Source organism: Bacillus sp. SDLI1 (assembly GCF_001553895.1).
Lineage (GTDB): Bacteria > Bacillota > Bacilli > Bacillales > Bacillaceae > Bacillus > Bacillus siamensis.
In genome coordinates, this window is record NZ_CP013950.1 from 2,176,534 (window position 1) to 2,194,384 (window position 17,851).

At 46.1% G+C, this 17,851-nt stretch carries 18 protein-coding genes; all 18 read right to left on the minus strand.

Translation table 11 applies throughout. The features are described from left to right. A complete protein-coding gene (gene mazG / locus AUL54_RS10405; RefSeq protein ID WP_060963767.1) occupies positions 1–1,476 on the minus strand; it encodes a bifunctional methyltransferase/pyrophosphohydrolase YabN in 1,476 nt (491 codons plus the stop codon). Further along, on the minus strand, positions 1,466–3,046 hold the full coding sequence (locus AUL54_RS10410) for a putative polysaccharide biosynthesis protein (protein ID WP_060963768.1): 1,581 nt from the start codon (positions 3,044–3,046) through the stop codon (positions 1,466–1,468). Before AUL54_RS10410 ends, mazG begins: the two co-directional genes overlap by 11 nt. Before the next feature lie 161 nt (positions 3,047–3,207). Beyond that, positions 3,208–3,744, minus strand: a complete 537-nt coding sequence (spoVT, locus tag AUL54_RS10415; protein WP_016936529.1) for a stage V sporulation protein T — start codon at positions 3,742–3,744, stop codon at positions 3,208–3,210. A 126-nt stretch (positions 3,745–3,870) separates the two neighbouring features. Further along, the gene (gene mfd, locus AUL54_RS10420) at positions 3,871–7,404 is read right to left on the minus strand and encodes a transcription-repair coupling factor (protein ID WP_060963769.1); all 3,534 of its coding nucleotides are present in this window, start codon (positions 7,402–7,404) and stop codon (positions 3,871–3,873) included. A gap of 70 nt (positions 7,405–7,474) precedes the next feature. After that, positions 7,475–7,705, minus strand: coding sequence for an anti-sigma-F factor Fin (locus AUL54_RS10425; protein WP_016936527.1), 231 nt, complete (start codon positions 7,703–7,705; stop codon positions 7,475–7,477). A 61-nt stretch (positions 7,706–7,766) separates the two neighbouring features. Further along, positions 7,767–8,333: an aminoacyl-tRNA hydrolase gene (gene pth / locus AUL54_RS10430; protein WP_016936526.1), complete on the minus strand. Its 567-nt coding sequence runs from the start codon at positions 8,331–8,333 to the stop codon at positions 7,767–7,769. Positions 8,334–8,417: 84 nt separating this feature from the next. Continuing rightward, the gene (locus tag AUL54_RS10435) at positions 8,418–9,026 is read right to left on the minus strand and encodes a 50S ribosomal protein L25/general stress protein Ctc (protein WP_060963770.1); all 609 of its coding nucleotides are present in this window, start codon (positions 9,024–9,026) and stop codon (positions 8,418–8,420) included. Positions 9,027–9,110: 84 nt separating this feature from the next. Next, a complete protein-coding gene (locus AUL54_RS10440) occupies positions 9,111–10,064 on the minus strand; it encodes a ribose-phosphate diphosphokinase (RefSeq protein ID WP_013350761.1) in 954 nt (317 codons plus the stop codon). A 21-nt stretch (positions 10,065–10,085) separates the two neighbouring features. After that, positions 10,086–11,456 (minus strand): bifunctional UDP-N-acetylglucosamine diphosphorylase/glucosamine-1-phosphate N-acetyltransferase GlmU, encoded by a 1,371-nt coding sequence (gene glmU, locus AUL54_RS10445; RefSeq protein WP_060963771.1) that lies wholly within the window; start codon positions 11,454–11,456, stop codon positions 10,086–10,088. A 191-nt stretch (positions 11,457–11,647) separates the two neighbouring features. Further along, positions 11,648–11,941, minus strand: a complete 294-nt coding sequence (gene spoVG / locus AUL54_RS10450; RefSeq protein ID WP_004264660.1) for a septation regulator SpoVG — start codon at positions 11,939–11,941, stop codon at positions 11,648–11,650. Positions 11,942–12,136: 195 nt separating this feature from the next. Next, complete coding sequence (ridA, locus tag AUL54_RS10455) at positions 12,137–12,517, minus strand: 2-iminobutanoate/2-iminopropanoate deaminase (protein ID WP_004264663.1); 381 nt, start codon at positions 12,515–12,517, stop codon at positions 12,137–12,139. Beyond that, positions 12,514–13,371: a pur operon repressor gene (gene purR, locus AUL54_RS10460; RefSeq protein ID WP_004264666.1), complete on the minus strand. Its 858-nt coding sequence runs from the start codon at positions 13,369–13,371 to the stop codon at positions 12,514–12,516. Before purR ends, ridA begins: the two co-directional genes overlap by 4 nt. Positions 13,372–13,426: 55 nt before the next feature. Beyond that, positions 13,427–14,296, minus strand: coding sequence for a 4-(cytidine 5'-diphospho)-2-C-methyl-D-erythritol kinase (ispE, locus tag AUL54_RS10465; protein WP_060963772.1), 870 nt, complete (start codon positions 14,294–14,296; stop codon positions 13,427–13,429). Positions 14,297–14,439: 143 nt separating this feature from the next. Beyond that, a complete protein-coding gene (locus tag AUL54_RS10470) occupies positions 14,440–14,628 on the minus strand; it encodes a small, acid-soluble spore protein, alpha/beta type (protein WP_011996172.1) in 189 nt (62 codons plus the stop codon). 162 nt (positions 14,629–14,790) lie between these two features. Continuing rightward, positions 14,791–15,051 (minus strand): biofilm formation stimulator Veg, encoded by a 261-nt coding sequence (gene veg / locus AUL54_RS10475; RefSeq protein WP_003218330.1) that lies wholly within the window; start codon positions 15,049–15,051, stop codon positions 14,791–14,793. 210 nt (positions 15,052–15,261) lie between these two features. Beyond that, positions 15,262–16,137: a sporulation peptidase YabG gene (yabG, locus tag AUL54_RS10480; protein ID WP_060963773.1), complete on the minus strand. Its 876-nt coding sequence runs from the start codon at positions 16,135–16,137 to the stop codon at positions 15,262–15,264. 173 nt (positions 16,138–16,310) lie between these two features. Next, the gene (gene rsmA, locus AUL54_RS10485; RefSeq protein ID WP_060965085.1) at positions 16,311–17,192 is read right to left on the minus strand and encodes a 16S rRNA (adenine(1518)-N(6)/adenine(1519)-N(6))-dimethyltransferase RsmA; all 882 of its coding nucleotides are present in this window, start codon (positions 17,190–17,192) and stop codon (positions 16,311–16,313) included. After that, on the minus strand, positions 17,182–17,754 hold the full coding sequence (rnmV, locus tag AUL54_RS10490) for a ribonuclease M5 (protein WP_060963774.1): 573 nt from the start codon (positions 17,752–17,754) through the stop codon (positions 17,182–17,184). Before rnmV ends, rsmA begins: the two co-directional genes overlap by 11 nt. Positions 17,755–17,851: the final 97 nt, after the last annotated feature.

The window sequence follows — 17,851 nt, forward strand, 5'->3', positions numbered from 1 at the left end:
TTAGAATCTCCTCTCCATTTCTTTTGCTTCATCCCACAATTTGTCCATATCCTCAAGTGACATTGCGGTCAATTCAAGTCCCTTTGCCGCCGCTTCTTTTTCAATATAAGCAAAGCGTCTGCGGAATTTGTCATTTGTCATGGCGAGCGCTTCCTCGGGCTCAATTTTATAGTATCGGCCGATATTGACCAATGCAAATAAAACATCGCCGAATTCAGCTTTTAAGCTGAGTTCATCTGCTGATTCGGCGGAAGCCTCCGCAGAAAATTCCTTCAGCTCTTCATTTACTTTATCCCATATATCCTGAACGTCATCCCAGTCAAAGCCGGTTTTTGCGGCTTTTTTCTGAAGCTTGGCCGCTTTTGCAAGAGAAGGCAGTGTTTTCGGTACGGCATCCAGCAATGAAGAGGATGTTGTTTGCTTTTCCGCCTTTTTGATTTCTTCCCAGTTGGCGACAACATCATGTTCATCCTGAACCTTAACATCCTTAAACACGTGCGGGTGCCGTCTGACCATCTTCGCGCTGATGTCTCTGATGACATCATCAATTGAGAAATACCCTTCGTCTTCTCCGATCTGGGCGTGAAGCATAACCTGAAGCATGACATCCCCGAGCTCTTCTATCATATGATCCGTGTCCTCTTCGTCAATGGCCTCAAGCAATTCGTAGCATTCCTCAATCATATATTTCTTTAATGACTGGTGTGTCTGCTTTTGATCCCACGGACAGCCGTTCGGCCCGCGAAGCTCACGAATAATTCTTCGGAATGCGGAAAATTCCTGGTAAAGGAGTTCTTCTTTTTTAATCGGCGGAACATACACACTTGTTAAGTTATTTATCTCTACATTGCGGTCAAGTTCAAACAAAGGCACTTTGGTGATCTTTTCTCCCTTGCTTCCGGCTGCCGTTACGATGACCACTTCATAATCGTCAGGCAATTTCTCCATAAGCGTCAGCTTCACCTCAGAGGCTGTCATCTGGTCATAAACCTGGCAAATGATCAGGTGATGGCGGAGCTCAAGCTCATCCGGCGTCATGGTTTGCGCATCTGTAAATTGAAATCCTTCAATCGGATCAATTCGCAATGCATTAAAGGTGGCATCCAGAAAGCTTTGTCCTCCGGCGGTATGAACCGTCACCTGCTGTTCTTCCCGGCGTTCAAATAACAGCTGAACGGTTTTCTCAGCGACAAACGGATGGCCGGGTACAGCGTAGACGGCATCCTCTTGCTTCGCTTTTTCAAACAGAATGTCCGTGATCTCTTCATAGACCGCTTCAAACTGATCGTGCTTTTCATAAATATCATCAAAATACCGGATATCCGCTGCAGCCTCTTGCTCTAATTCCGGAATCAAAGGGTGGTCTTTCGTTCTTATATATAGATGCTTCGCCTGAGTCAGCAGCTTATGTACGCCCACTGTCAACTGATCCATGTCACCGGCGCCGAGGCCGACGACCGTAATGTTACCTGCCATGTTTTTCTCTCCTCTTTTTCAATTTGCTTAAAGCATTGCCGAAAGGAAGGCTGCTCAGCTCTTCGTCCGTAAATATCTTCATTCTCATCATACAATAAATAAACAAAAGCCCCCCGAGGACTGACGCAGACAGACTCTCACATACTGCTCCGGTTCTGCTGACGGGGACGAATAACTGCCAAAGCTTCATATACACGAGCAGAAAAGAAGCCATCAGCAGAGTGCACCAGCACAAACGGGCAATTATGCCGCCGATATTCGTCAGCCAGCCCTTCGACCAAATTCTCTGCAGATTCAGGCACGCAGCTGCGGCAAATGACAAGACGGTCGCCAGCGCCGCTCCTGTAATACCCCAGCCCGGAACCAGCCAAACATTCAGCACCCATTTCAGCACCCCTCCCGCCAAGACGGACACGGCGGGGAAGACGGTATGTCCCGCGCCTTGCAGGATCGCGGCTGCCGTAAGCGCAATCGAAGCAAAAAAGATAGATAAGCTGAATATTTGTAAGGTCTGCGTCCCCTCACTGTTTTGGAAAAGCATGATGTTCACCGGTTCTAAAATGCAAAAAAGTCCGGCCGATGCGCCGATCCCTACCGCAAGGCAGAGCTTAACGGCAGAGGTCGCTTTCTCTTTTATAATAAACGGCTTGTTCCCATGCACCGCTTTTGAGATGGAGGGAACAAGGGATGCGGCGATACTGACGGCAAACACGGTTCCCAGCTGAAGAAGCGGCTGTCCGCGGTCATATATGCCTTTCAGCTGTTTCGCAGCATGGCTCTTTGTCCCGTCTGACAGCAGTGAATATAAGTTTAAGGCGTCTACGAGCTGAATCAAAAGCATGAGTACACTGCTGATACAGATGGTGACTGAATAAAGCAGCAGCTTTTTTACAATGATACCTGTTTCGATATGTCCGATGTCCGGCTTCTTGTCTTTCCGCTTGTACCAGAATAAGGCCAATATGCAAAGAGCCGCCAAGCTTCCGGCGATTGATCCCGAGGCCGCCCCCGCACCTGCCGCATATAATGAACGGCCGCTTTTCAAAAGCCAGAAAGATAAACCGAGAAGCACCGCCACTCGAAGAAGCTGTTCGGTGATCTGGGATAAGGCGGACGGCATCATATCATGCACGCCTTGGAAATACCCCCGGAAAACTGCCGTAAACGGAAACAGGATAAAAGCGAACGCTGCTACCCGTATCAGCAGTTCAAGGCGGGCGTCACCCATAAAACCGGCCAACGGCGCCGCGCCGGCATACATGAGCACAAACAGTATAAGTCCGGCCGCCGTGACATAAAGGGCGGAAATTTTCATTATTTTTTGTTTATGATCGCTATAATCGCTCATTAATTTTGAGATGATCACCGGAAATCCGGATGTTGAGAGCATGACCGCGATGCCTAAAAACGGATACACCTGCTGATAAATGTAAAATCCGACGTCACCGACAATATTCTGAAAAGGAACTCTGTACACGGCGCTTAATATCTTTGTCACGATGCCCGCAACAACAAGCACAAAAGCACCTTTCCATGCCGATTGCCGTTTGGCGCCAACTGAATCGTTCATCCAAAAGCTCCTTCCAGCCGCTAGAAAATTACGTCTATAAAACGAGCTTATTATATCACAATCCTAACGGCCGAACCGATAGTGAACACATATGAAAAAGAACAGCACTTGTTTAAGAGCTGTTCTTTCCCCGTTTCTTATTTCAATAATGGTAATAAGACCTACTGTTCCATTTGTCTCGCCAAAAAGCTGGCTGCCGTTTCTACCGCTTTGTGTTCTACCTCTCCAAGTGCCTGTTCTTTAGAAAAAATGACCACGGCACCGATAGGATCGCCATTCGCCACGATAGGAGCGATTGTATAGGAGCTCATGTCTTCATCAATGTCATTAACAAGCTGTGCGGATTTTACGTCATTTTCCAGCACCGAGCTGCGCTGGTCCATCGTTTTTTCGAGCAAATCGCTGATGGATTTGTTCAGAAATTCTTTTTTGGAACTGCCCGAAACGGCAATATACACGTCACGGTCGCAAATCAAAACGGAATGGCCGAGACTGTCATACAATGCATCCGCATATTCTTTCGCAAAATCGCCAAGCTCACTGATAGGAGAATATTTTTTCAATATAACTTCTCCGTCGCGGTCAACGAATATTTCAAGCGGGTCTCCTTCCCTGATTCGCAGTGTTCTCCGAATTTCCTTAGGGATGACGACCCGTCCTAGATCATCAATACGACGTACAATACCTGTAGCTTTCATCTCTCTGGTGCCTCTCTTTCATGTGATGATATTTAAGGGAAAGTACTACTTTATGTAGCTTCCGCCACTCGCTTGAAATTAGTATCCGTCACATCAAATGTAATATACACCAGAGAGTAACAATTTTTATGAGGACGCGATTGTTTCTTTCTTCACATCTTGAAGGCCTTTTAGCATGCCGAGTACGGTCTCCAGCCACTCTTCGGTTTTGCGGCCTTTCGTCTGCACTGAAATTTTCAGTTTTTTCCCTTCCATTCCCAGTCCGATCTGCCGGCCGTATTTATTGCCGAGTTCAAACAATTTCTGGCCGTCAATCTGGGCGCTGGCCTCTTCCAAAATAGTGAATCTGACCGCGTCCTTATCCTGCTTGATGAGTTCGACGCGTTCATATTTGCCGTACACCTTCATCTCAGCAACTGTAAACAGCCATTCAACCTCTTTAGGGTAACTGCCGAACCTGTCGATGATTTCATCTTGAAGCTCATTTTTTTCCTCAATTGTAGCGATTGATCTGAAGCGTTTATACATGTCGATTTTTTGCTTGCCGTCTTGTATATAGTTTTCAGGAATATATGCATCAAGCTCGATATCGATTTCTGTCTCAAACTGTTCGCTTTTCGGCGTATCGCCTTTACGCTCTTCAATGGCTTCTTTGAGCATTTGCGAGTACAGGTCAAAACCGACCGAGTCGATGAAACCGTGCTGCTGGGCGCCGAGAAGGTTCCCCGCTCCCCTGATCGTCAAGTCACGCATGGCAATTTTAAACCCTGATCCCAGCTCGGTAAATTCTTTAATCGCCTGCAGCCGTTTTTCCGCCACCTCAGTAAGCACTTTGTCTCTGCGGTACGTAAAATACGCGTACGCGACACGGTTGGAGCGGCCGACCCGTCCTCTCAGCTGATACAGCTGAGACAGCCCCATTTTGTCTCCGTCAAACACAATCAAGGTATTGACGTTCGGTATATCTACGCCTGTCTCAATAATGGTCGTGCTGACGAGGACATCTGATTCCCCTTCCAGAAAATTAAGCATGACGCTTTCCAATTCATTTTCGGTCATTTTTCCGTGGGCGTATGCCACTTTCGCATCGGGAACAAGCATGGAAATTTCGTCAGCCTTCCGCTCGATATCATCCACGCGGTTGTACAAGAAATACACCTGTCCTCCGCGCGCCAGTTCTCTTTCGATGGCTTCTCGTACAAGCGCGCCGTTGTATTCCACGACATATGTCTGGACAGGGAAACGGTTTTCCGGCGGCGTTTCAATAACAGATAAGTCCCGCACACCGAGCATGGACATATGAAGCGTACGCGGAATCGGCGTCGCCGTCAGAGTCAGCACATCGACATTGGCTTTGATCTGTTTGATTTTTTCCTTATGCGTAACGCCGAAGCGCTGCTCCTCGTCGATGATGAGCAAGCCGAGATCTTTATAGACGACATCTTTAGATAAGAGCCTGTGGGTTCCGATCACGATATCTACTGTTCCGTTTTTCAGACCTTTGAGCGTTTCATTAGATTCTTTTCTCGTTCTGAATCGGCTGAGAAGACCGATGTTAATCGGATAGTCTTGGAAACGCTCCGTAATGGTTTCATAATGCTGCTGTGCGAGTATGGTCGTCGGTACAAGGAGCGCGACCTGTTTTCCGTCGGCGATCGCTTTAAAGGCCGCACGGATGGCTACCTCCGTCTTCCCGTAACCAACATCACCGCAAAGCAAACGGTCCATCGGGCGTTCTCTTTCCATGTCCTTTTTAATTTCCTGAATGGATCGGAGCTGATCATCTGTTTCCTGATAAGGGAAAGCAGACTCGAACTGACGCTGCATTTCATGATCCGGCGAGAACGCATAGCCTTTGCTTGCTTCGCGTTCCGCATAAAGCTTAATCAGATCATCGGCAATATCCTGAACGGAGTTTTCAACTTTTTTCTTTACCCGTTTCCATTCACTGCCGCCCAGTTTATAAAGCTTCGGTTCTTTTCCTTCAGAGCCGACGTACTTCTGCACCTGGTCGATTTGTTCTACCGGGACATACAGCTTATCACTGCCCTGGTAATGAATATTGAGGTAATCTTTATGAATGCCCTTGATTTCAAGTGTTTCGATCCCCAAATACTTCCCGATCCCGTGGTTGACGTGGACGACATAGTCACCGACTTGAAGCTCAGAGTAGCTTTTGATCCGTTCGGCATTTGTCAGCTTCTGCTTTCTCGGCTTCTTCTTGATTCGGTTTTTGAACAGCTCTTCCTCCGTAATGACGGCCAGCTTCATCAGCGGCAGTTCAAAACCGGATTGCAGCTCGCCTTCCATGACATAGACCTGTCCTTGTACAAGCGCTTTGGAGCTGTCCGTTTTGGCGGCTTCAATTTCGTAATCAGCCAGCACGGACGCCAATCTGTCGGTTCTGTCCTTATTTGCGCCTAAAAAGACGACGGTGAAGTTTGATTTCTTAAAGCGCTCCATTTCACTGGCGAGCACATTCATCTGCCCGTGAAAACTCTGCATCTGCCGGCTTGTCACATTCACGATATTTTGAGGGCTTGTATGCTGAACATGACGCAAAAATAATGAAAAGTAAATGGCAGGACGCCGCTTCTCGGCCATAATCTCCTGAAAGCTGAAGGATAAATTGATGTCATGCAGAATTTTTCCTTCTTCCAGCAGACTTGTCATGAATTCGGCTTCTTCTTTTTGGAGCTGATCCTCCATTTCATGAATCCGGCTGACCTCGTCTAACAATAACAAGGTGTCTGACGGTGTATAATCTAGCAAACTAGCAGGCTTTTCGTAAAAGTACGAGAGATACTTCACAAGTTCCTGATCAGTCTGTCCCGTTGATAACCGTTCTTTATCATGTGAGATATTGATATGAAGCATTTCCTTTTGTTTGTCCTGCTTCAGCTTCTTCAGACTGTCGGCAAGCCCTTTATCGAGCCTTTCCATCGCGCGGGCTTTTTCTTCCGCCCGGATGATCAGTTCCTTCGCCGGTCCGATGGCCACCGTTTTTAGCGTCTCAATTGATCTCTGGTCATCAGAGTTGAAGCTTCTGATGGAGTCGACCTCCGTATCAAACAGCTCAATCCGCACCGGATGTTCTGACGTCAGCGGATAAATGTCGATTATTCCGCCGCGAATACTGAATTCACCGGGTGCAGAAACCATATCGGAACGCTCATACCCCACCTCTACAAGGCGTGCAGACAGCTGATCCTGTTCTATATCGTCTCCGAGTGATATGGTGATTTGGCTGCTTTTCCACAGTTCTTTCGGCGGAAGCATTCTTCTCAGTGCTGCAACGGGCGCCACTACGACAGGCGCTTCTCCGTTTGTTAATCTATTAATGACATCAAGCCGCTGAGCGCGCAGTTCAGGACTCGCCACCGCAATTTCTGAAGAAATCAATTCATTTACGGGGTATAAAAAAACAGATTGATCCCCGAGAAGCGCCGTCAGATCTTCCGTCACTTTTTGGGCCTGATATAAATTATGAGTGATAAAGAAAATCGGCTTTTTCGTTTCCTGTGCAAGGGCGGAGGTAAAAACAGAACGCGCGGAACCTGACAGACCCGCAAGCAGCTGTTCCTTCAGCCCCTCATGTAAACCGTTAACAATGGATTTAAAATCATCGCTTTCTTTAATAAAGGTTTGAATATTGTCCATATGGGCCCCTCCTCTCTATTTTCTGCAAGAACAGAAAAACGCTTTGGTCTAGAATCTACACCAAAGCTCATTATTGAATAAATGTGTTGTGTTCATGGTAGTGCGGATTGCGTTCCAGCGCCTCTTGGCAGTCTTCACAAATTGTAAGAACATGGACATCTCCATTGTCTTTATATGAAATCATATCGTTTCTTTCCTCATTTGTTAAGTGCTGAAATCCAAGTGACTGTGTCGGCACCGACGAATACTCCAGGCTCCCTACCTTAAAACCGCAGTGGCGGCAGAAATAATGCAAAGCCATACATTGGACCTCCTGATGTGAAAAAATCATTTTTCCCTAGTATGGTCTCCCATTATTTATCTTATACATTTGCATTAAATTCGTTCATCACTTCTAAAAATGGTTTCGTTAAGGAAGCTTCGCAGGCTTTTACGGTTTTTGAGACGGCATCATTGATATGCGGCGCTTCATCTTTCGTAAAAGCGCCCAGCACATAATCAACGACTTTCATCCCGTTGACGGGACGGCCGATTCCGATTCTGACCCGGTCAAATTCAGGGGTTCCGAGGTGCTGAATAAGCGATTTAATTCCGTTGTGTCCGCCTGCGCTCCCCTTCGTCCGGAGCCTGATTTTCCCCGTCGGAAGATCCAGGTCGTCGTATATGACTTTCAAATCTTCATGATCGGCATCATAATAATCCAATAGCGGCCGCAAACATTCCCCTGATAAATTCATATATGTAAGCGGTTTAACAAGTAGAACTTTTTTTCCGGAAACAAAACCGATTCCGTAAAGTCCGTTGAATTTCGTTTTATTCAATTCAATATTCCATTCTTTAGAAAGCTCGTCAATGGCCATAAAGCCGACATTATGTCTCGTGTTCTCGTAGGTTTTTCCCGGGTTACCCAGACCGGCAATCACAAGCATCGTAAATCCTCCCTCAACATCGCTGTAATTCTTCTCATTCTAGCACAAAAGACGTAACCTCGGGCGGGTTACGTCTTAAAGCGCTTATTGATTTTCTCCTTCGGGCTCTTCCTCAGGAGACGGTTCTGCATCTTCTTCGAATGCTTCCTGCTTAGGAGGAAGGATGGAAGCCACGACTTCTTCCGGATCGTTTGTAAATGTATAATTGCCGTCAGCAGTCAGATCTGCGATGGTCAGCGCATCATTCATTTCAAGCCCGGAAATATCAACATTGATTGTCTGAGGGATGTCCTTCGGCTTAGCCTTGATCGAAAGCTCATGCAGCGGCTGCTGGATGATGCCTCCGTCTTTGACTCCTTTCGCCTCTCCCGTCAGCTGAATCGGCACTTCCGCCTCCAGCTCCTCACTCATATTCACGACTTGAAAATCGGCGTGCGTCAATTCGTTTTTAAGCGGGTCTGTCTGAAGATCAGTCACCATAACCGATTGCTGATTTCCGTTGACATCAATTGTGATAATCGTGTTTTTTCCTTCGTCCCGCAATGTTTTAAGCAATTCGACACTGTCTAAAGAGACAGCCGTGTTCGTTATTTCTTTCCCGTATATAATCCCTGGAACATGTCCTGAATGACGGATTTTCCGAAGCGTCGAACGTTTAAAATCTGTTCTTTCATTTGCTTTTAAAGTTGCCATATTCAGCACCATCCTAATTATCGTTTTATCGTCCTATTAGAACAATACCCACAATAACTGGGATTTAAACCTTAAAGTTTCGGTTTAGCTGAATAAATAGCTGACAGATTGTTTCTCGTGAACACGGATAATCGCTTCAGCCAGAAGCGGTCCGACAGAAAGCTGCTTAAAGCGTTCGATTTTTTTCTCTTCAGGAAGCTTAATGCTGTTCGTTACGACAAGCTCCTTGATTTTAGAGTTGTTGATCCGCTCAACCGCAGGGCCTGACAATACAGGGTGCGTACAGCATGCATACACTTCCGCGGCTCCGTTTTCAACCAGCGCGTTTGCGGCAAGTGTGATTGTGCCGGCGGTATCAATAATATCATCAATCAGAATCGCGGTTTTTCCTTCCACGTTACCGACGATGTTCATCACTTCCACCTCATTCGGTCTAGGACGGCGTTTGTCGATAATTGCGATCGGCGCTTTCAGACGGTCCGCAAGTTTGCGGGCGCGCGTCACACCGCCGTGGTCAGGAGAAACAATGACGATATCTTTCAAGTCTTTACCTTCAAAGTAATGGCCTAAAATCGGAACACCCATTAAGTGGTCAATCGGAATATCAAAGAAACCTTGAATTTGCGGCGCGTGTAAATCAAGCGCGATCACGCGTGTCGCACCCGCTGTTTCAAGCAGGTTTGCAAAAAGTTTTGCCGTGATCGGTTCACGTGATCTTGCTTTTCTGTCCTGGCGCGCATAACCGTAGTACGGAATCACAATGTTGATTGTTTTCGCGGAAGCGCGCTTTAAAGCGTCCACCATAATCAGCAATTCCATGATGTGCTCGTTGACCGGCGCACTTGTAGACTGAATGATATAGCAATCACAGCCGCGAATACTTTCTTCTATGTTGATCTGGACCTCTCCGTCACTGAATCTTGTAACAGAGCACTTTCCTAATTGAACTCCTACATTATCCGCGATTTCTTTTGCAAGTTCTGGATTTGAATTCAAAGAAAAAATCTTTAAATTCTTATCTCCGTATTCGTTAGACATGGTAAACCTCCGATTTTAGGATTATTTTTTATGAATATTTTTCACATAATCTTCTTTATTTACTTGTCTTGCTCTGGCAATGGCAAGCGCTTCGCCCGGCACATCTTCAGTTACGGTTGAGCCCGCAGCGACGTACGCGCCTTCTCCCACTGTGACAGGAGCGACCAGATTGGAGTTGCAGCCAATAAACGCGCCGTCTTCAATTTTGGTTAAATATTTTTTCTTCCCATCATAATTGACCGTGATGGAGCCGCACCCGAGATTGACGTCCGTGCCCACTTCGGCATCACCGATATAGCTTAAATGAGATGCTTTGCTTCGGTCGCCGAATTGTGTTTTCTTGATTTCCACAAAGTTTCCGATCTTCACTTCATTGCCGATTGCGGAATCAGGTCTGATGTGAGCAAAAGGACCGATATTTACATCATTCCCAACTTTGCTCCGGTTGACAACGGATTGTTTAATCACAGTGCGGCTGCCGATCGAGCTGTCCTCTATCTCAGTGTGAGGGCCGATGACACATTCATCGCCGATTTCAGCTTGTCCCTTTAACACAGTTCCGGGATAAATAACTGTATCTTGTCCGATACGTGCGTCAGGTGAGATGTACGTATTCATCGGATCGATTAAAGTGACTCCGTTTTGCATATGCCGTTTGTTAATACGCTCTTTCATATACATTTCAGCCTGAGAAAGAGCGACTCTATCATTCACTCCGAGCGTCTCTTGGAAGTTACCAGTCTGGTAAGCGGCAACAGTTTCGCCTTCGTCTTTGAGGATTTCGATTACATCCGGCAGGTAATACTCGCCTTGGGCATTTTCATTCGAAACCTGTTCGATGACACGAAAAAGAGCCTCGTTATCAAAACAGTACGTTCCCGTGTTGATTTCTTTCACAAGACGTTCTTGCTCCGAAGCATCCTTATGCTCCACGATTTTTTGAACGGCGCCGTCTTCTCCCCGGATGATTCTTCCGTATCCGGCGGGATCGTCGGCAACGGCCGTTAACACCGTGGCTTTTGCGCCTTTGTTTGTATGTTCATTCAGCATGGCTTCCATCGTCTCCGCCGTCAGAAGCGGTGTATCGCCGCAAATAACGATCGTGACACCTTTCTCTCCGTGAAGAAATGGTTTTGCCTGCTTGACTGCATGAGCCGTACCGAGTTGTTCTGCTTGGAGAGCGTAATCGCTTTTCTGTCCGAGCTGCTTTTTCACATCTTCGGCGCCGTGTCCTACGATGGTGACAAGCTTCGCTAAAGATAATTTCAGAGCCTCGTCTGCGACGTGCTCTACCATAGGCTTTCCGCATACCGGATGAAGGACCTTATAAAGCTTAGATTTCATTCTCGTTCCTTTTCCGGCAGCTAAAATCACTGCAAACCGCTTATCCATTTAATGGCCTCCAATATCCCTTTTATCCATAGAAAAATATATCCTAAATAGCTGTTGATTTCAAGAAGACATCAAAAAGTGCAAGAATTTTCTATGTAATCGCTTTATTACTGAAAAATCAGATTTAAAAAAGGACTGCCGGAAAAGGCCTTGTGTCAGCCTTTATCAGCAGTCCTTACATTTTGTTATGTTTAAGAAGCCCCAGCTTCTTCATATTCTAATGCTTCAGAGTCACCCAAACGATGATACTCATTTAAAACAGCATCCTGGATCTTGCCCCGCGTGCTGGAATTAATAGGATGAGCAATATCGCGGAATTCTCCATCAGGGGTGCGTTTACTCGGCATCGCAACGAAAAGACCATTGTTTCCATCAATCACACGAATATCATGTACGACAAATTCGTGATCCAGCGTGATGGATGCAATCGCTCTCATGCGACCATCGGTATTCACGCGGCGTAATCTTACGTCAGTAACTTCCACAGTAGTTCACCACCTTTTCCCTATATAAAAGCATTAGTCTAACAATTCCACGATTCTTTTTAAATTCCTGCACATTTCAAAAAGTTTTTTTGAAAATATAGGATATACATACACAATTAGGTGATAAACCATATTTGGGAATCATATACTGCATAAAAAAAGTGATTCCGGAGACCGGAACCACTTTTCTGAGATTTAAGATTTCACCAGCGCAATGACTTCAATTTCCACGAGAGCGTCTTTCGGCAGTCTCGCCACTTCCACACAAGACCTTGCCGGCTTATGTACATCAAAGTATTGTCCGTACACTTCATTCACTTCCGCAAACTGCTCCATATCAGCAATAAACACCGTTGCTTTTACAACTGTCTCGAGAGAAGCGCCCGCTTCTTTCAGCACAGCCTTTAAATTGCTGAACACCTGATGCGTTTGTTCTGTGATATCACCGTTTACCATTTCTCCTTCAGCAGTAAGAGGAATCTGGCCTGAGCTGTAAAACATGTTGTTTACGATGATTCCTTGTGAATATGGCCCGATTGCTGCCGGCGCGTGTTTTGTATGGATTGCTTTTGTCATTTTTCTGTCTCCCCATTCTTTAAATGCTGTTCTTTAAAAAATCGCAGAAAATTGCCGTTTTGAATCTCAATCGTTTTGTCTTTCATATTGATGGTTGAAAGTGTGAGCAGCGACATGTATTCATCGACAAGCCGTTCATTCACTCCCTCAGCTTCAACCAAGACGCCTATTCCCGCGACGTTCGCATTAAACTCATCAAGCAGGCTGATCATGCCGTTTATGGTGCCGCCCGCTTTCATAAAGTCGTCAATAATCAAAACGTTCGACCCCGTGGCCAAACTTCTTTTCGCAAGTGACATCGTTTGAATGCGGTTAGACGACCCAGATACATAATTGATGCTCACCGTGGAGCCTTCCGTCACTTTATTGTCTTTTCGTACGATGACAACCGGAACGTTCAGATAACTGGCCGCTGCGTAAGCGAGAGGGATTCCCTTTGTCGCAACGGTCATCACCACATCAATCTCCCGCTCCGCAAAAACGGAAGCAAAAAGCCTGCCTACATGAGAGAGGACAGATGGTTTGCCTAAGATATCCGTTAAATATACATAACCGCCCGGAAGGATACGCTCAGGATTTACTAAAGACTGTCCCAGCTCCTGTATAAACGCTTCTGCTTCAGCCTGTTTCACTTTCGGAATGTATTTGACGCCTCCGGCAGCTCCCGGCACTGTAAGCAGCGTCCCAATGCCTTGCTGTTCGAAGGTCTGTTTAATAATCGTTAAATCTTCACTGATTGATGACTTTGCTGATTGATACCGTTCTGAGAAAAACGTTAACGGTATTAATTCATGCGGATGGGTTAACAAATAATTTGTTAAGTCCACCAATCTGCCGCTGCGACGAAACTTCATGAACTTACCCCCAAAATCCGAATAATTTAAAAACAATATAACTTAACATACGGATTTAATCAAGAGCATTCTGTTCGCCGATCATCCGCACCGCGTACACCTGATCACAGAAGCCTCTTAACCCGTTATAAATCCGCTGCACCTTTGATTCGTATTGAACCAAACCGAATACAGTCGGTCCGCTTCCGCTCATTAACACCGCATCGGCACCGAAACGTTTCATTTGATTTTTAATCATTGCCACCTCGGGATGAAGGTTGAGCGTAACCGATTCCAATACGTTTCCTAGTTGGCCGCATACCTTTTGGAAACTTTTTTCTTCAATTGCGTCAATCATTGCCTGTACATCCGGATGCCGAACCTGCTGCAAATTCAGCCGGCGGTACACTTCAGCGGTCGATACCCCGATCGTCGGTTTGGCGAGCACGACCCAGCAATGAGGCGGCGCACTGATATGCCTGATCTTCTCACCGCGTCCGGTTGCCAAGGCAGTGCCTCCGTATACACAGAAGGACACGTCTGAACCGATTTCAGCGCCAAGCTCCGCGAGCTCTTCGACAGAAAGCTTTAAATCCCAAAGCCTGTTCAGCCCTCTTAGCGTGGCAGCCGCATCGCTGCTTCCGCCGGCAAGCCCTGCCGCTACAGGGATCACCTTTGTAATCATAATGGAAACGCCTTTTTTGACTTGAAACCGTTCTTTGAGCAGTTTGGCTGCCTGATAAGCCAGATTTCGTTGATCATCCGGAACAAAGCGATTATGCGACGCCACTCTGATAACGTTTTCGGGCAGTTCTGTCAGTTCAATCCGATCTGCCAAATCAATTGTCGTCATGATCATCTCCACTTCATGATAACCATCCGGGCGTTTACTCCTCACATCGAGGGACAGATTGATTTTGGCCGGCGCTTTTTCTAAAATACGCATAGCTTTCACCTACTTCTCCATCTAAACATAAGTATGAACATTGTATCACATTTGGAGACCCGGAGGTACTTATCCGAAATTGACGCCGATTTTGACGGCCGATAGAAAAAACCGGGGAACGGATTGTCCCCCGGGCCACTGCATTATCGGTTATTTTGGTTCTGAGCCGCCATCTGCTGTTCGGCAATCTCAATCGCACGCTTTACCATATTCCCGGCATCGCGCGCCCGAATGCCGCCCCAGCCCTCGTTTTTCACCGTATCGTAAAAACCAAGGTCCTTTGCCAGCTCATACTTGAACTCATCTGACATAACTCCACGACGTCTGCCCAAACGAAACAACCCCTTTTATAGAATTGATCACCATTCGTGCACGCCACGATAAAACATGTGACACCTATAGCTTCCGTTTAATCAGCTGAAACTTTCGAGGGAATAATTAGAAGAGCTTTAGAAGGCAAAACAAAAAGCAGTAAACAAAAGGTTCACTGCTCATTAAAATGCTACTGAGCTTGCCGCATCATCATTGAATGTCAATTCAACAGTCTCAGTCAGAATATCAGCATAACTGTATGAAACTCTTTCAAACGAATTCTCGTCTTGATCTAGTTGTATCACAAAAACAGAAGGGTACGTCTCAGCTAAAATGCCCGAGCGCTCAATCGTTTTTCGGCGGCCGCCGTTTGCTTTTAACGTAAGCCGTTTACCTAAATTCCCATCAAGCGATCTTTTTATATCGGACAACGTCTTCGCCATTGCATCCACCTCACTACATTTATTGTACAACAAGAGCCCAATTTTGTCAAACAAAATTTAAATTATATCAACGTTAATAAGTCATTGTCAACAAAATTATTTTGACAAAATTCTATTGATTTCTGCATTATTTTTCACAAGTTCCGGTAATTTATGTATCAATATGTAAAATAATTAACCCGCATAGCGAATTTTATGCGGGTTTTTCACTCATCCATTTGATTTATACGGCATACCGACACGCAGCACACCCTTCGTTTCAATTCCTCCCAGCCCTTTCTCTCTCGTCAGCGTATTTCTTAGGACATCCCACACATTAATCCGCTCCATAAACGGAGTGAAGCTGATTTTCGCGACAATATATACCGGGTCAAGCGCATGAATATTGACGCGTGACGGTGAACTTGCAAAATTCGCGCCCGCTTTGATTAAAGACTCGAAATGGGATTGGCAGGCACCCGCGAATATGACAAGCTGGTCCAAGTGAGGGACTTTTCGCCTCGCTCTTTGAACCGTTTCGACAAAGTGTTTAGAATGCCTGTAGGCGCTTAAATCGTTCATGTCTCCCTTATGCTTGGAGTATGCATCATGGCCGGTGATGACTAAAATATCCGGCCGGTATTTGTCGAGCAGCTCCTCAATGGATGCCGGCATTTTTTTCTCATGGCAATGAATCCCGTACACCGGCACACCGATTTTTTCGTAAAAGTTCAGGCACTTTTTCAAATAAGCCTCATCGCCGTCCAGATGCAATACCTTGCCGGGCATATGAAAGTAGTGCTCCTGATGCTGATATTGATTCGTCGCATAATATTCCTGTTTTTCCCGAAGCAGCTTATAATCCTGGCGGAGCAGCTCGAGAGATTCATTCATCCTGCTTTCATCTTTCTGCTTTCTCACGGCCTGTTCGTCTTTTCTGACAGGCACCAAATCAGAAAAATCAGCATCCGCAATCAATCTGACTTCGTCACCATGCAGGATGGCAATTGAATTTCCTTTGCTTGTTTGCTCTATGCCGATAATGCGAAATAAAACATCCATTTGATGGGATTTCCTGGCTACCATATCTCCTATTTGAAATTGCACGTTACCCACTCCACAAATAGACTAAGCCTCATCATGAAAGAAGCCTTATCAAATGCACCTCTTTCCGCTGCGGCGCTTGATGTTTCAAGCTTTTCTTGCAGTTGAATGAATAAGGTTCTTCTCTAGCCTATGTAGCGGCAGTCCAAGTGGTGACGCAAAACAAAAAGCCCTTCTTAGAAAAGGGCTTTATACAATCCGTTGGACAGGAGCGCGAATTCTTCTATAGACAGGGATTCACCGCGCCGCTTTCCGTCAATATTCGTTTCTTGGAGAATTTCTTCGATTTGAGCTTTCTTCTCTTTTCCGCCCGGAAGATTGTTCACAAGGTTGTTCAGCAAGGTTTTCCGGCGCTGAGCGAAGCTTGCTTTAATCAGCTGGAAGAAAAACGGTTCATTATCGACGGCAACCGCCGGGCCGTCACGAAGCAAGAGACGGATGACCGCGGAATCGACATTAGGCTGAGGCACAAACACCGTTTTCGGTACGGTCATAACCGTTTTGGCCTCCGTGTAGAACTGAACTGCGATGGAAAGCGATCCGTACTCCTTAGAGGAAGGATCAGCCGCCATCCGCTCAGCGACCTCTTTTTGCAGCATGACGACAATTCCTTTTAAGGGAAGATGCTCTTCCAAAAGCTTCATGATGATCGGTGTCGTTACATAATACGGAAGATTCGCCGTCACCATAATTTCATCACAATCCTGAAACTGCTCTTCAATGACGGATTTGACGTCTGCTTTCAGCACATCCTGATGAATGATCGTTACATTGTCATACGGAGACAGCGTATCATTGAGAATGGGCAGGAGGCGCTGATCAATTTCAAACGCGACGACCTTTTTCGCCCGTTTGGCAAGCTGCTCTGTCAGCGCGCCGATTCCGGGTCCGATTTCAATGACTCCGGTCCGATCCGTTATTTCCGCATGGTCCACAATTCTGTCCAATATGTTTGTATCAATTAAGAAATTCTGTCCCAGACTCTTTTTAAAAGAGAAACCGTATTTTTTCAGAATTTCTTTCGTTCTGATGGGTGTCGCGATATCTTTATTGTTCATCCTGTTCATCCTGTTCCTCCTGCATCATAGCATCGAGCGCATCAATAAAATCACTTCTTTTGATTTGAAACATCTGCAGCCGTTTTTGAAGCTGTTTGCCGTTTGTATAGCCGATCTTCAGCAGGTCGCCCAATCGTTCGCGGCGTCTTTTGGCAGCCGGCCCGCCGATCAGACCGGCTTGTATTAAATCTTCAGCTGAAATTTCACTCGGCTTTGCCTCCATCTCTTCATGCACATTTTCCAGACATGCTCTGATGCTTTCAATGGATGCGTGCTCAACGCCGATGCCGCGCTTGTTTTTCGGTTTGGCAAGATGTTTGGGCAGAAATGCGTGTTTACAGCCGGGCACTGCTTCAGAAATGGTTTTCCGGATCTTTTCCCCCGGAAAATCCGGGTCCGTCAGCACGATGACCCCTCTCGTTTCCTGCGCCAGCCGAATCTGCCTGATGACTTCGTCTCCGATTGCCGAACCGTTCGTCTCAATCGTATCCGCATCAACGGCAAGTTTTATGCGCGCAGTGTCATCGCGTCCCTCGACTACAATAATTTCTTTAATTTTCATTACTTCCTCCAAAAAAACTTTTTATATCCAAAACGAAACCTTTGTTTACATGTCACGTCTAATATACTGAAAATACACTTTACCTATTATAACGAAA

Bases quoted from the DNA above. Each gene is read 5' to 3' on its own strand.
- AUL54_RS10435 (WP_060963770.1), bottom strand. From the start codon at position 9,026: ATGGCAACTTTAAAAGCAAATGAAAGAACAGATTTTAAACGTTCGACG.
- ispE (WP_060963772.1), bottom strand. From the start codon at position 14,296: ATGCGTATTTTAGAAAAAGCGCCGGCCAAAATCAATCTGTCCCTCGAT.
- AUL54_RS10440 (WP_013350761.1), bottom strand. From the start codon at position 10,064: ATGTCTAACGAATACGGAGATAAGAATTTAAAGATTTTTTCTTTGAAT.
- veg (WP_003218330.1), bottom strand. From the start codon at position 15,051: ATGGCGAAGACGTTGTCCGATATAAAAAGATCGCTTGATGGGAATTTA.
- mfd (WP_060963769.1), bottom strand. From the start codon at position 7,404: ATGGACAATATTCAAACCTTTATTAAAGAAAGCGATGATTTTAAATCC.
- glmU (WP_060963771.1), bottom strand. From the start codon at position 11,456: ATGGATAAGCGGTTTGCAGTGATTTTAGCTGCCGGAAAAGGAACGAGA.
- pth (WP_016936526.1), bottom strand. From the start codon at position 8,333: ATGCTTGTGATTGCCGGTCTGGGTAACCCGGGAAAAACCTACGAGAAC.
- mazG (WP_060963767.1), bottom strand. From the start codon at position 1,476: ATGGCAGGTAACATTACGGTCGTCGGCCTCGGCGCCGGTGACATGGAT.
- purR (WP_004264666.1), bottom strand. From the start codon at position 13,371: ATGAAGTTTCGTCGCAGCGGCAGATTGGTGGACTTAACAAATTATTTG.
- ridA (WP_004264663.1), bottom strand. From the start codon at position 12,517: ATGACAAAAGCAATCCATACAAAACACGCGCCGGCAGCAATCGGGCCA.
- spoVT (WP_016936529.1), bottom strand. From the start codon at position 3,744: ATGAAAGCTACAGGTATTGTACGTCGTATTGATGATCTAGGACGGGTC.
- AUL54_RS10425 (WP_016936527.1), bottom strand. From the start codon at position 7,705: ATGGCTTTGCATTATTTCTGCCGCCACTGCGGTTTTAAGGTAGGGAGC.
- rsmA (WP_060965085.1), bottom strand. From the start codon at position 17,192: ATGAACAATAAAGATATCGCGACACCCATCAGAACGAAAGAAATTCTG.
- rnmV (WP_060963774.1), bottom strand. From the start codon at position 17,754: ATGAAAATTAAAGAAATTATTGTAGTCGAGGGACGCGATGACACTGCG.
- AUL54_RS10410 (WP_060963768.1), bottom strand. From the start codon at position 3,046: ATGAACGATTCAGTTGGCGCCAAACGGCAATCGGCATGGAAAGGTGCT.